The sequence below is a fragment of the Streptomyces sp. NPDC111516 genome (assembly GCF_055635345.1).
The window spans coordinates 27,571-39,940 of record NZ_JBVKBV010000015.1; the positions used below are offsets into that span (position 1 = coordinate 27,571).

Annotated in this window: 11 protein-coding genes; 6 read left to right on the top strand and 5 right to left on the bottom strand. The window is 69.3% G+C overall.

Translation table 11 applies throughout. The features are described 5' to 3' along the window. Positions 1 to 60: 60 nt before the first annotated feature. Together ACZ7L9_RS25235 and ACZ7L9_RS25240 are read right to left on the bottom strand one after the other, a co-directional pair. The gene (locus tag ACZ7L9_RS25235) at positions 61 to 804 is read right to left on the bottom strand and encodes an ABC transporter permease (RefSeq protein ID WP_471418689.1); all 744 of its coding nucleotides are present in this window, start codon (positions 802 to 804) and stop codon (positions 61 to 63) included. Further along, positions 801 to 1,739 carry an ABC transporter ATP-binding protein gene (locus tag ACZ7L9_RS25240; RefSeq protein ID WP_471418398.1) on the bottom strand — a complete coding sequence of 313 codons (939 nt, stop codon included), beginning with the start codon at positions 1,737 to 1,739 and terminating at the stop codon, positions 801 to 803. Before ACZ7L9_RS25240 ends, ACZ7L9_RS25235 begins: the two co-directional genes overlap by 4 nt. A gap of 108 nt (positions 1,740 to 1,847) precedes the next feature. Here ACZ7L9_RS25240 and ACZ7L9_RS25245 point away from each other — a divergent pair, with 108 nt between their 5' ends. The 3 genes from ACZ7L9_RS25245 (at position 1,848) to ACZ7L9_RS25255 (ending at position 4,933) form a co-directional block, all read left to right on the top strand. Beyond that, positions 1,848 to 3,020: a sensor histidine kinase gene (locus ACZ7L9_RS25245; RefSeq protein WP_471418400.1), complete on the top strand. Its 1,173-nt coding sequence runs from the start codon at positions 1,848 to 1,850 to the stop codon at positions 3,018 to 3,020. A gap of 4 nt (positions 3,021 to 3,024) precedes the next feature. Continuing rightward, positions 3,025 to 3,675, top strand: a complete 651-nt coding sequence (locus ACZ7L9_RS25250; RefSeq protein WP_471418402.1) for a response regulator transcription factor — start codon at positions 3,025 to 3,027, stop codon at positions 3,673 to 3,675. A gap of 100 nt (positions 3,676 to 3,775) precedes the next feature. Continuing rightward, complete coding sequence (locus ACZ7L9_RS25255; RefSeq protein WP_471418404.1) at positions 3,776 to 4,933, top strand: ROK family protein; 1,158 nt, start codon at positions 3,776 to 3,778, stop codon at positions 4,931 to 4,933. A 53-nt stretch (positions 4,934 to 4,986) separates the two neighbouring features. Here ACZ7L9_RS25255 and ACZ7L9_RS25260 read toward each other — a convergent pair whose 3' ends face one another. Both ACZ7L9_RS25260 and ACZ7L9_RS25265 read right to left on the bottom strand, forming a co-directional pair. Continuing rightward, the gene (locus ACZ7L9_RS25260; protein ID WP_471418407.1) at positions 4,987 to 5,754 is read right to left on the bottom strand and encodes a GntR family transcriptional regulator; all 768 of its coding nucleotides are present in this window, start codon (positions 5,752 to 5,754) and stop codon (positions 4,987 to 4,989) included. Between the two features lie 327 nt (positions 5,755 to 6,081). Then, the gene (locus ACZ7L9_RS25265; RefSeq protein WP_471418409.1) at positions 6,082 to 6,966 is read right to left on the bottom strand and encodes an RNA polymerase sigma-70 factor; all 885 of its coding nucleotides are present in this window, start codon (positions 6,964 to 6,966) and stop codon (positions 6,082 to 6,084) included. A 319-nt stretch (positions 6,967 to 7,285) separates the two neighbouring features. Here ACZ7L9_RS25265 and ACZ7L9_RS25270 point away from each other — a divergent pair, with 319 nt between their 5' ends. Continuing rightward, entirely contained in the window at positions 7,286 to 7,753 is a 468-nt protein-coding gene (locus tag ACZ7L9_RS25270; protein WP_471418411.1) for an alpha/beta fold hydrolase, read from the top strand. 74 nt (positions 7,754 to 7,827) lie between these two features. Here the strand turns inward: ACZ7L9_RS25270 and ACZ7L9_RS25275 are convergent, their stop codons facing one another. Continuing rightward, positions 7,828 to 9,018 (bottom strand): DMT family transporter, encoded by a 1,191-nt coding sequence (locus tag ACZ7L9_RS25275; RefSeq protein ID WP_471418413.1) that lies wholly within the window; start codon positions 9,016 to 9,018, stop codon positions 7,828 to 7,830. A gap of 47 nt (positions 9,019 to 9,065) precedes the next feature. Here ACZ7L9_RS25275 and pdxR point away from each other — a divergent pair, with 47 nt between their 5' ends. Both pdxR and ACZ7L9_RS25285 read left to right on the top strand, forming a co-directional pair. Further along, entirely contained in the window at positions 9,066 to 10,559 is a 1,494-nt protein-coding gene (gene pdxR / locus ACZ7L9_RS25280) for a MocR-like pyridoxine biosynthesis transcription factor PdxR (RefSeq protein WP_471418416.1), read from the top strand. A 92-nt stretch (positions 10,560 to 10,651) separates the two neighbouring features. After that, the gene (locus ACZ7L9_RS25285) at positions 10,652 to 12,232 is read left to right on the top strand and encodes an alkaline phosphatase D family protein (RefSeq protein WP_471418418.1); all 1,581 of its coding nucleotides are present in this window, start codon (positions 10,652 to 10,654) and stop codon (positions 12,230 to 12,232) included. Positions 12,233 to 12,370 lie beyond the last annotated feature (138 nt).

A 12,370-nucleotide genomic window follows, 5' to 3' on the forward strand; every position in this document is an offset into this window, starting at 1 on the left:
GGCCGTCACGGACAGCGGGTTCCGGGCCCACTCACAGCATATGCCTGCCGCGACAACCGACTATGCGTCTCTGCGCCGGATCGCCCACCAGCCCGCCAGCAGTGCGGCCGCTGCCCACGCGGCAGTCACGGCGAGGCCGCTCCACGGTCCGAGGCTGCCGGTGGGGTTCTGGTGGAGCACCAACTGTCCTGCCCGGTCGGGCAGATACTGCGCCGCCCCACCCGCGACATCTCCGACCACGAAGGAGACGATGAGAATGAACGGGATGAGAAGGCTGAGGACAGCCACAGCGCTCCGCAGCAGTATCGTCAATCCGGCGGCGAACAGAGCCATCAGGGCCAGATATATCCCACCACCAAAGGCTGCCCGCAGGGCACCCGGCTCCCCCAGGCCGATCGCGTACTTGCCCATGAACGTCTGTCCCACCAGAAAGGCGCTGAAGCTGGTGACAAGGCCGACGACGAGAGCCGGCACACCGACGAGGGCCATCTTGGCCGCGTAGAAGACGCTACGGCGCGGCACGGCTGCGAGTGATATCCGCAAAGCGCCGTTGAGGTACTCGGACGAGATCGCTGTCGCCCCGAAGCTGATGGCCGCGATCTGGCCGAAGTTCAATGCGTAAAACGCGCCGAAGAGCAGCTCTGTGTCAGCGTTGTCGGCCTCGGACTGGCCGACGCTGGCGAATGCGAGCACGGTGATGGCGAGCGTCACGAGAAGGACCGCTATCAGGGATCCGGTGACGGAACGCACCGATCTGATCTTGATCCACTCAGAGCGCAGCACTGCTGTGGTCGACACGGTCAGGCCTCCTGTCGGTTCGTGGACGAGGTCGCCGCAGCGGCGAAGTCCATCGCGTCAGCGGTGAGGTCGAGGTAGGCTTGCTCCAACGTGGCCTGCTCGTCCATGAGTTCAAGCACGGCAATACCTTCTGCGGCGGCTATCGCACCGATCTCCCCGGCCTTGGCACCGTCGACGGTCCAACGCCCGTCGCCATCGTGCGCAGGCATATATCCCTTGCGGATCAGGACATCACGCAGGCGAGTTGATTCGGTCGTGCGCACTCGCACCCGGGGCCGGCTGCGGGAGTCCAGGAAATCCTGCATCGACAGGTCGGCAAGGAGCCGGCCCCGGCCTAGGACCACCAAGTGGTCAGCGAACGAGGATGTCTCGTTCATGAGATGGCTTGAGACCAAAACCGTGCGGCCCTCTCGGGCGAGCCGCTTCATCAGCTCACGGATCCAGATGATGCCTTCCGGATCCAGTCCGTTGGACGGTTCGTCGAGCATCACGACCTCCGGGTCACCGAGCAGCGCGGCCGCTATGCCCAGCCGCTGTCGCATGCCGAGCGAGAAGGTCTTGATGCGTTTTCCGCCGACCTGGCCGAGGCCTGCTTCCTCCAGGACTTCGTCCACCCTCCGCGCCCCCATGCCGTTGCTGACCGCGAGGGCCAGCAGGTGATTCCGCGCGGTACGCGAAGGATGGGCGGCCTGCGCATCGAGCAGGGCGCCCACCCGGCGCAGTGGATCGTCGAGGGCGGCGTAGGGCTCCCCGTCGAACGTGGCCGTGCCGCTGGTGGGCCGGTCGAGACCGAGAACGAGTCGCATGGTGGTGGACTTACCGGCACCGTTGGGCCCGAGAAAGCCGGTGACGCGACCGGGTCGCACGCTGAACGTGAGGCTGTCCACGGCGCGGGTCTTGCCGTATTCCTTTGTGAGCTCATGCACGTCGATGCTGGTCATGTCCTCAGACTCGCGGCCGCGCCGGGTTCCCGGCCTCCCCCGGGGGTGGGGATCACCTCCCTCGCTCGGGGGAGCCGTCGCACCCGTACGGGCTGACACGATGGCAGCATGTTCCGCTTTCTCCGCCCGCTGGCCGCCTCTGCCACCTACTCCCGATGGTTGCATCTCCTCATCCCGGGGGCGGCCTGCAGCGTGTGGCTCTTCATCTCCATGGACAAGCCGTGGGCACTCATGGTCTTCGCTGTGCCGGTGGGGTTGTTGCCCGGCATGCGGCTGGCCGAGGGCGTTCAGGCACAGCTCCTGCTCACGCCTGCGGAGCGGGGCAGGTCCGACGCCACGATTTCCGCAAGCGCTGCGACCACTTGGTCGGATCGCTGGCGAACCGTGTTGTGGCTGGAGATACGACTGCTGTTCACCGTCGTCGTGGGGTACGCCACGGTGTGGCTGTCGGCGACCGCGGTCGATCTCGTCCTCACCGCCTCGGGCACCGGCCCGAGCGGCCAGTGGCTGGTCCGGGAAGTGGAACCGCACTGGTGGTACGCCCTGCTCTCGCCCCTGCCCATCCTGGTGCTGCTGGCCGTGGTCGTGGCGAGCGGCGAGCTCGTCACCGCCACCGCTCGTCGGCTCCTCGGCCCCTCGCCGGTGCAGCGGCTGACCGCCCTGGAGGAGCGCACCGAGCAGTTGCTCGAGCGCAACCGCATCGCCCGGGAGCTGCACGACTCGATCGGGCACGCGTTGACGGTCGCGGTCGTGCAGGCGGGTGCCGCACGTGCGGCTCGCGACCCGGAGTTCACCGAGCGGGCACTTGCCGCGATCGAGGAGACCGGCCGGGACGCGCTCGACGATCTGGAGCGGGTTCTGCGGGTGCTGCGCGAATCGGGGGGTCCGGTGGGACAGCAGCCGACGCTCGCGGAAGCGGACCGGCTCCTGGACTCCGCTCGTGGTTCGGGGGCGAAGATCGATGCGGATGTGTCCGGTCCGCTGGAGCAGGTTCCGGGGGCGGTCTCCCGTGAGGGGTATCGCATCCTTCAGGAGTCCCTCACCAATGTGCTGCGTCACTCCGGGACGGTTCCCGTCCGGGTACGGATCAGCGTCACCAACGGCCGGCTGGAGTTGGAGGTGACCAATCCGCTCACCGGGTCGGCGGGTACGCCTGGAGGCGGGAGCGGCTTGCGGGGCATCCGTGAGCGGGCCGCATTGCTGGGCGGAATAGCCAAGACAGGTGCGCACGGCGGCGATTGGAGGGTGCACGCAAGCCTTCCGTTGAACGGCCTAGGCTGACCTGATGCCGATTACCGTTCTTCTGGTCGACGACGAGCCCCTCGTCCGTGCGGGGCTGCGCGCGGTGCTTGAGGCTCAGCCCGATATCGAAGTGGTGGGCGAGGCGGGTGACGGCGCCGCGGTGATCCCGTTGCTGCGTCAGCTGCGCCCCGACGTGGTGGCGATGGACGTCAGGATGCCGCTGATGGACGGCATCGAGGCGACGCGGGTGGTGCTGCGCACCGTGCCGGATCCACCGAAGATCCTGGTGGTCACCACATTCGAGAACGACGAGTACGTGTACGAGGCGCTGCGTGCCGGAGCGGACGGATTTCTCCTCAAGCGTGCCCGGCCCGCCGAGATCGTGCATGCAGTGCGCCTGGTCGCAGAGGGGGAGTCGCTGCTGTTCCCGGCGGCGGTCCGGCAGCTCGCCGCCGAGTACGGCACGAGCAAAGCGCGGGCGGCCATGGACCGGGCATCACTGACCGAGCGGGAGGCCGCGGTCCTCCGGCTGATGGCGCGCGGTCTGTCGAACGCGGAGATCGCAGCCAAGCTCATGGTCGGTGTCGAGACGGTGAAGACCCATGTCAGCGCCGTACTGGCCAAGTTGGGTGCGAGGGATCGCACCCAGGCGGTGATCGCTGCGTACGAGTCCGGGTTCGTCGCTCCGGGCTGAGGGCCGCCGCCTCCCGCTGTCCGTTCCGGCCCACGGTCGCCCTGTACCCGGGCAGCGAGTACGATCCGCCTGACATGCGCACGAGCTGGGAGGACACACCGTGGGCCGGCTGACCGGTGGGGATCCGTCGCTGCTGCGACGTATCAATTCCGCGGTGGTACTGCATGCCCTCCGGGGCGCCGACTCCCCCACCCTCACGGACCTTACCCGGATCACCGGTCTGTCCCGGCCGACGGTCGAGGGCGTCATGGAGGGGCTCTTCGAGGCCGGGCTGGTCGTCGAGTCGGTACCCGACGGCGGCGAGACCCGGCGTCAGGGGCGGCCGGCCCGCCGGTTCCGGTTCCGGGCCGAGGCCGGGCATCTGCTCGGTATCGAGATCGGCCCGCATCGGATCTCCGCTCTGCTGTCGGGGCTCGACGGCCGGATCATCGGGGCGGGCTCACGCGAGGTGTCGGAGACGGCCTGCGCCGACGACCGGCTCGACAAGGTCAGAACCGTGGTCGCCGATGTTCTCCGGCGGACGGGTGTTGCCCGGAGCAGTCTGCGTGCGGTCGGCGTCGGCAGCCCGGGCATCGTGGAGGCCGACGGGACCGTTCGGCTGGGCACCGCACTGCCGGACTGGACGGGTCTGGCGCTGGGCGAGCGGCTGAGGCGCTCCTTCCGCTGCCCCGTTCTCGTGGAGAACGACGCCAATGCCGCGGCGGTCGCGGAGCACTGGAAGGGCGCGGCCACCGAAACGGACGACATCGTGTTCGTCCTGGCCGGGCTGAGCCCGGGCGCCGGTTCACTGATCGGCGGAAGGCTGCACCGGGGTTTCGGCGGTGCGGCGGGGGAGATCGGCGCGCTGCATCTACTCGGCCGCGAGGCGACGCCGGAGAGACTCCTGTCGACGACGGACACACCGTTGGACCCGTTGGACGAGCCTGCGGTCGCCGCCGTGTTCACGGAGGCACGGCACGGCGATATCGGGGCGCAGGCGGCGGTGGAGCGGTTCATTCAGCGTCTGGTGCACGATGTCGCGGCGCTGGTGCTGGCCCTGGACCCTGAGCTGGTGGTGATCGGCGGTTGGGCCGCTGGACTGGACGGTGTGCTGGACCCTCTCCGCTGTGAACTGGCCCGCTACTGCCTCAGGCCACCGCGGGTCACACTGTCGCTGCTCGGCGAGGCGGCGGTGGCCACGGGCGCCCTGCGGCTCGCTCTCGACCATGTCGAGGAGCAGCTCTTCGCTGTGGAGGGAACGGTGACGGCCCGCCGCTGAGTGCGACGGGCGGCACGCGAAGTGAACGTCTCGGGCGCGCATGGCCGGCCGTGTCAGGAGGCCTGGCGCTCCTGGCCGTGATGGCTGATCTCCAGGTCACCCGAGTCGCCGAAGGTGAGACGGCAGGTGTCGGCCCGGTAAGTGGCGACGGAGAGCGCAGCAGTGCCGCCGGCCGCGAGGTAGCGGGTGGTGACAACGAGAACGGGAGCGCCGGGAAGCCGGTCGAGCTCCTTGGCATCGTCCACGCGCGCCGAGCCGAGCTCCACCGAACGGTCCTGGCCGTCGAGGCCGAGCCGGTGCAGTTCACGCAGGACACTGCGGGCCCGGGCAGGGCCGGAGGGGGCGTCGATCCCGGAGAGTTCGGGCACGGACGCCGACGGGACGTACAGGAGTTCCGCCGCGACCGCCTGTCCGTGGGCGACCCGGATCCGGCGGACGATGTGCACCGGCTCGTCGCTTTCCACGTCGAGCACGGCCACCACTGATGCTGGTGCGATCGCCGTCGTGCAGTCCACGGGCTGCCATGCCTCGCCGGCACCGCCGTCGGCCCATTCGCGCTGTGCCGTGGAGACGGCGACCCCGACCCGCGGCGGGGCGACAGTGGTCCCGACGCCACGACGGCGTTGCAGTCTGCCTTCGAGTTCGAGCTGTTCCAGAGCTTGCCGGAGCGTCGCCCTGGCCACTCCGAACCGGGCGGCGAGTTCACGCTCGTTGGGCAGGATCTCGCCCACCGCAAAGTCCGAGTCGAGTGCCTCACTCAGCACGGTCTTGAGGTGCCAGTACTTCGGCTCCTGCACCGTTTCCAGCTGCGTGGTCCCCACCCTGTCCTCCGCAATCGCCCAGCGGCTATTCCGCGACGTTATTTATTAAAGGTTCCTGTCTTAACGTTGAGACCATAGGACGGGACACCCCCTTGGTCAAGACCAATCCTCCTCCGGTCACGCAGCGAAACGGACCCCTGCCGCAGAGCGTTCACGGGATGTTCTTGGTGCCGCGAGCGCCGCCCGCAGCACAAGGCCCCACGGCCAGGCCGCGTGGGGCTTCGGGCAACCGTGGGGCTTCGAGGCAGCGCGACAGACGGGTTCCTGCACAAACCGGAGGTGCTTGCGCCAGCTGGAAGCGCACGGTCCAGCGGCCAGAATGTGCGGCTATTCCCCAGCCAGACTGGCGAGTTTGTCAGGATTACGCACGATATATACGCACTGAATGAGTCCGTCCCTGACATCCACCTGGAGGACGGAGTCGGGCCTTCCGCCCGAGAGCACCAGCAGGCCCGGCCCGCCGTTGAGCTCCAGGAACCGGATGTCGAGGTCCGGGACCTGATCGTGAACGACCGCGAAGAGGAAACGGCCGACCTTGCCGGCGCTCTCGATGACCCGTAGCGGCGCCTTGGACTTGCCACCGCTGTCACCGATGAGCCGCACATCGGGTGCGAGAAGGATCAGCAGCTCCTCGATGTCGCCGCCAGCCGCCGCGGCGAGGAACCGCTCAGTAAGGTCACGGCGGTGGACCGGGTCGACGTCGTAGCGCGGCTTGCGCTCCTCGACATGGCGCCGCGCACGTCCCGCGAGCTGGCGCACCGCCGCCTCGGACCGGTCCAGCGTGGTGGCGATCTCCGTGTACGGAAAACCGAAGGCCTCGCGCAGAACGAAGACGGCCCGTTCCAGAGGTGACAGCGATTCGAGGACGACAAGCACGGCGACGGACACGGAATCGGCGAGAACGGCCTGTTCCGCGGTATCGGGCACGGCCGGCCCGAAGTCGGTGACCACGGGCTCCGGCAGCCACGGCCCGACATATGCCTCGCGCCGCGACTTCGTCTGCCGCAGTCGGTCGATGGCCAGTCGCGTGGTGACCCTTACGAGGAAGGCGCGCGGCTCCCGCACATCCTCGCGCGATGCCGACGACCAGCGCAGCCACGCCTCCTGCACGACATCCTCGGCGTCGGCGATCCTGCCCAGCATGCGGTAGGCAACCCCGGTGAGCATGGAGCGATGCTCCTCGAAGACGTGGGTCGCGGTGTCAGTCGTCACCCCTTCATCCCAGCCGACCCGCCGCACCCTGTCCAGCACGAATCACCCAGCCCGCTTGAACCGCAAGCTACCGAACAGTGATCGTTATTGACGAGACGTCTAAGAGGAGCTCACAAAATGGGAGTCCGATCAGCTCGCGGCGTCTGGTGCGTGCGATCGCAAGGCGCTGGAAGGTCCTTGTAGCGGAGCTACTAGGGCGTTTCGGCAACGCAGCGAGCGTGCGTGCCAGGCGTCGCGAGCCGGACGCCCATTTTGTGAGCTCCTCTAAGTCACCTTCAGGCATGGCTCGTTCATGCCGGATCATCCCGGGAGCACCAGTATGGCCACCACGGTCTCGCTCGACGTCGACTCACCGCAAGGCCCTCGGAGCGTGTCCGTGGCGTATGAACGGACCGGTTCCGGTGAGCCGTTGCTGCTGCTCCACGGCATTGGCCACCACCGTCAGGCCTGGGATCCGGTGCTGCCCGGCCTCACCTCGGAACGAGACGTGATCGCTGTGGACCTTCCCGGTTTCGGTACCTCTCCGGCGCTGCCCGAGGAGGTTCCGTACGACCTGGCGAGTGTGGTCCCGGTGCTCGGTGCGTTCTGCGCACAACTCGGCCTGGACCGTCCGCACGTGGCGGGCAATTCGCTCGGCGGTCTGCTGGCGCTGGAACTGGGCCGGAAGAAACTCGTGCGATCGGTGACGGCGCTGTCGCCCGCCGGTTTCTGGAGGGTGAGCGTCGCTATGCGCCCGGGACGCTGCGCGCGATGCGGCAGGGCGCACTGTCGATGCCCATGCCGGTGATCGAACGGCTCTCGCGCAGCGCGGTTGGCCGGGCCGCCCTGACCAGTACCATTTACGCCCGGCCGGGGCGCCGTTCACCCGGTGCCGTTGTCGCGGAGACCCTCGCGCTGCGCGAGGCGACCGGTTTCCACCAGACGCTTGCCGTCGGGCGGAGTGTCGCGTTCACCGACGATGTGCCGGGGCTGCCCGTGACCGTCGCCTGGGGCAGCCGTGACCGGCTGTTGCTGCGCCGTCAGGGAATCCGGGCCAGGCACACCATCCCCGGCGCCCGGCTGGTGCGGCTGCCCGGTTGCGGCCATGTTCCGATGAACGACGATCCGGCCCTCGTGGCGCGCGTCGTCCTCGACACCAGTCGCTGAATCGACGCCCGGCGCCACGTCGCGCCCCGCCAGGCATCCCGAACCCAGCACCACGCCCAGACCGACCAGAAGGCTGCCGCCGGCCTGCGGGATGCCGTACGAACCGGTGCCGACGAGCGGTGCGGTGAGCGCGGCGGAGACCGGGATCAGGCCGGAGAAGAGCGTGGCGCGTTCGGCGCCGATGCGGTGCATGCCCATGTACCAGCAGACGAAACCGACGACGGTGACCACGACCGCCTGCCAGAGCAGCGCCATCGCCTCGCCAGGTGTCGGCGTCCGCAGAACGCCCCCGCCGTCGAGCAGTACACCGAGCAGCACGGACTCCGCGGCGGCGATTCCGCAAACGGTGGCGGACAGCAGCTTCGGCCCCAGCGGGCGCAGCACCGGTACGGCGAGGACGGCGAAGCCGACCTCGCCCGCCAGTGCGCCGGCCGAGAAGAGAATGCCTGCCAGGTCCGTACGGCCCCACCCTTGGACGGCGAACGCTCCGGCGGCAACGAGCACGGCCGCGTACAGGACCGTTCGCGTGGGCCGACGCCCGTCCAGCAGCGGCACGAGAACGGCGACGAGGATCGGAGCGCAGCCGACGAACACCCCTGGAACGGCGGGTTCCGCGGAGCGTTCCGCGCCGAGGACGGCCAGATTGAAGCCGACCATGCCGACGGCCGCCAGCAGCGCGAGCCGTCCCCACTCGCGCAGGGTGAGGGCACGCAGCGCGGCAGCCGGGCGGGGCTTTCCGTCACGGGCCAGGAGGGGCAGGAGCAACAGCGCCGCGAGGCCGTACCGCAGTGCCTGACCGCCCGCGTACGGGTAGTGGCCGAGGACGCTGTTGGCGGTGAAGGAGGCGCCCACGAGCATGCAGGCGAAGGCTGCGAGGAGCGCCCCGCGCAAAGAAGTGGCGTTCATGGAGCCGACGCTAGGCAGCCCTGCGGTCCGGTTTAAGGTCCACTTTCATGACGTCTTCGGGGACCAATCCGTCATCGGACCGTAAGGAGACCGGGGATTTCGGCTCCGCTGCCTGGGAGTTGCTGCTTCCGGCTGCCGCCACCCCGGCACGTCGGCGCGGCCGCGCGCTCCAGTCGGCTCTGCGCGAAGCCGTGCGCTCCGGCAGTCTCGTTCCGGGTACGAGACTGCCGTCCAGCCGGGCGCTCGCCGCCGATCTGCGGGTGTCGCGAGGACTGGTCACCGAGGCGTACGAACAGCTCACCGCGGAGGGGTACCTGCGCAGCGGACGGGGTGCGGGCACATGGGTGAGCGAGACCGTTCGGGCCGCCGCCCTGGCCGCGCGCGATCGCGCTCCGCGCGCGCCCGGCGCACGTGTGGACTTCCGTCCAGGTACGCCGGATCTGTCGCTGTTTCCGCGCAGCGCGTGGGCCGCGACCTACCGTTCGGTGCTCGGTCGGCTGCCGCACAGCGCACTCGGATACCCCGATCCACGCGGGCTGCCCGAACTGCGCGAAGCCCTGGCCGCCCTGCTGACCAGGCGACGGGGAGTGGTCGCCGATCCGGAGCGCCTGGTGGTGTGCTCCGGCGTGGCGCAGGCGATGACGCTGCTCGGATTCGTTCTGCACGGGCGGGGAATACGGACCGTCGGCGTCGAGGATCCCGGCAGTCCTGAGCATCCCGCGCTGTTCGCATCGGCCGGCGTCACCACCACCCGGCTGCCGCTCGACGACGAGGGACTGGCCGCCGAGGCTCTCGGACGCTCGGGCGTCCGCGCGGTCGTGACGACTCCGGCACACCAGTTCCCCACCGGAATCGCCTACTCAGCCGCCCGACGGGGCAGGCTCCTGGACTGGGCACGCACCACGGACGGCCTGATCGTGGAGGACGACTACGACGGCGACTTCCGCTACGACCGCGCGCCCGTCGGCTCGCTGCAGGGTCTCGACCCGGAACATGTCGCGTACACCGGTTCGGTGAGCAAATCGCTGGCCCCGGGGCTACGGCTGGGCTGGCTGCTCGCACCGGCGACGATGACCGACGAGATCGTCGCCCGCAAACGCACGATGGATCTGGGCAATCCGGCCGTCGACCAGGCGGTCCTCGCCGACTTCATCGGGCGCGGCGGCTACGACCGGCAGTTGCGCCGCTGCCAGCGCGCCTACCGTGAGCGCCGCGACACGATGACCGCGGCGTTGACGGAGCGCTTCCCCGGTACCGAGGTGAGCGGGATCGCTGCCGGTCTGCACATCATCGCCCGACTGCCCGAACGGTACGGACCCGAGCCGGTGTTCCTGGCGCACGCGGACGAGGCCCGGGTGGCCCTGCGGCCACTGAGGGACTTCGGCGCCCTGCCCTTCACCGACCGAACGGTGAACCTGGTGCTCGGCTACGCGCATCTGCCTCCCCCGGACATCGCCGAAGGGGTGCGGTTGCTGGCGGCGGCTCAGCGGGATGCGAAGGGGCCGGACACCGGTGAGAGCAGGAGCCGGGTATTCATCTGAGGTTGGTGTGTGCGCCGCCGACGGGCACAAGGGTGGGATCGGCCGACCGGCCACGCCGCTTCGTCCGCCGACCCCTGCCCGGAGGCGCCTCGATGTCGTACCGTCCGCGTATTCCGTCCCTCGACCGCCGTGGTGTGCTGCGCGGTTCGCTCGCCGCATCGGCCGCGCTCACGCTCCCCGTGGTGGGTGCCGCGGCCCCCGCCTTCGCTCTGTCCGGCCGGCCGCGCGCCGCATGGGGCGCGCAGGTGGGCGATGTCACCTCGTCCTCGGCGCTGGTGTGGGTTCGTTCGGACCGCCCGGCACGGATGGTCGTGGAGACGTCGGCGACGGAGTCCTTCCGGCGGGCCCGCACCTGGCACGGTCCGCTCGTCGGTTCCGGCACCGACTACACCGGGACGACACCGCTCTACGGGCTGCCGCCGGGTGAGCAGGTGCACTACCGGGTCACGCTCGCGGACCCCGAGGACCCCCGCCGCACCGGCGAACCGGTGTACGGAACCTTCCGTACCGCGCCCGCCCGGCGCCGGGACGGGGTGCGTTTCCTATGGTCCGGCGACATCGCGGGCCAGGGCTGGGGCATCAACCCGGACATCGGCGGCTATGTGGTGTACGACGAGATGCGCCGCCTCGACCCGGACTTCTTTCTCTGCAGCGGCGACAACATCTACGCGGACGGGGTGATCGAGCCCAGCGTGAACCTGCCCGACGGGCGGGTCTGGCGCAACATCACCACCGAGGAGAAGGCGAAGGTCGCCGAGACCCTTGCCGAGTACCGTGGGAACTTCCGCTACAACCTCCTCGACGAGAACGTTCGCCGGTTCAACGCACAGGTGCCTTCGATCGTTCAGTGGGACGACCACGAGGTGCGCAACAACTGGTACCCGGGGCAGATCCTCGACGACTCCCGCTACACCGAGAAGAACGTCGATGTGCTGGCGGCCCGTTCGACGCGGGCGTTCCGTGAGTACTTCCCGGTGTCCACGCTGCGTGCCTCGGCCGGCGAGGGCCGGATGCACCGCGTGGTGCGGCACGGTCCGCTGCTCGATGTGTTCGTTCTCGACATGCGGTCCTTCCGCAACGCCAACTCCCCCGGCCGGCAGCCCGACGACACCACCGGGATCCTCGGCGCCGAGCAGCTCGGTTGGCTGAAGCACGAGTTGTCGCGATCCCGCGCGGTGTGGAAGGTGATTGCCGCGGACATGCCGCTGGGGCTGGTGGTCACGGACGGTGCGACGGACTTCGAGGCGGTCGCGCAGGGCGATCCCGGAGCGCCGCTCGGCCGTGAGCTCCAGATCGCGGAACTGCTCCGGTACATCAAGCACCGAAAGATCACCGGCACCGTCTGGCTGACGGCCGATGTGCACTACACATCGGCGCAGCATTACGAGCCCGAGCGTGCGGCGTTCAAGGATTTCGCACCGTTCTGGGAGTTCGTGTCGGGCCCTCTGGCCGCCGGCCAGTTCCCGGCAAACGCACTCGACGCGACGTTCGGTCCCGACCGGGTCTTCGTGCGGGCGCCCGACCGCGCGAACGTGTCGCCGATGGAGACTCCGCAGTACTTCGGTGAGGTCGACATCGACGGCCACAGCGGTGAGTTGACAGTGCGACTGCGGGCACAGGGTGGCTCGGTCCTGTTCAGCAAGGTGCTGTACCCGGGCCGCGTAGGACAGTGAACGGGCCTGCTGTGCCGAGGCCCCGGGTCGTGGTCCGGGGCCGATTGTCAGTGCCGGGTTCTACGGTTCTTGCATGACCCGATCCGTGCAGGCATTGGCCTACTCACGCCCGTCCGCCCTGGAGTTCTCGCATGCCGG

Coding starts and splice junctions, on each gene's coding strand:
- ACZ7L9_RS25250 (WP_471418402.1), top strand. CDS start 3,025: ATGCCGATTACCGTTCTTCTGGTCGACGACGAGCCCCTCGTCCGTGCG.
- ACZ7L9_RS25270 (WP_471418411.1), top strand. CDS start 7,286: ATGGCCACCACGGTCTCGCTCGACGTCGACTCACCGCAAGGCCCTCGG.
- ACZ7L9_RS25285 (WP_471418418.1), top strand. CDS start 10,652: ATGTCGTACCGTCCGCGTATTCCGTCCCTCGACCGCCGTGGTGTGCTG.
- ACZ7L9_RS25275 (WP_471418413.1), bottom strand. CDS start 9,018: ATGAACGCCACTTCTTTGCGCGGGGCGCTCCTCGCAGCCTTCGCCTGC.
- ACZ7L9_RS25245 (WP_471418400.1), top strand. CDS start 1,848: ATGTTCCGCTTTCTCCGCCCGCTGGCCGCCTCTGCCACCTACTCCCGA.
- pdxR (WP_471418416.1), top strand. CDS start 9,066: ATGACGTCTTCGGGGACCAATCCGTCATCGGACCGTAAGGAGACCGGG.
- ACZ7L9_RS25240 (WP_471418398.1), bottom strand. CDS start 1,739: ATGACCAGCATCGACGTGCATGAGCTCACAAAGGAATACGGCAAGACC.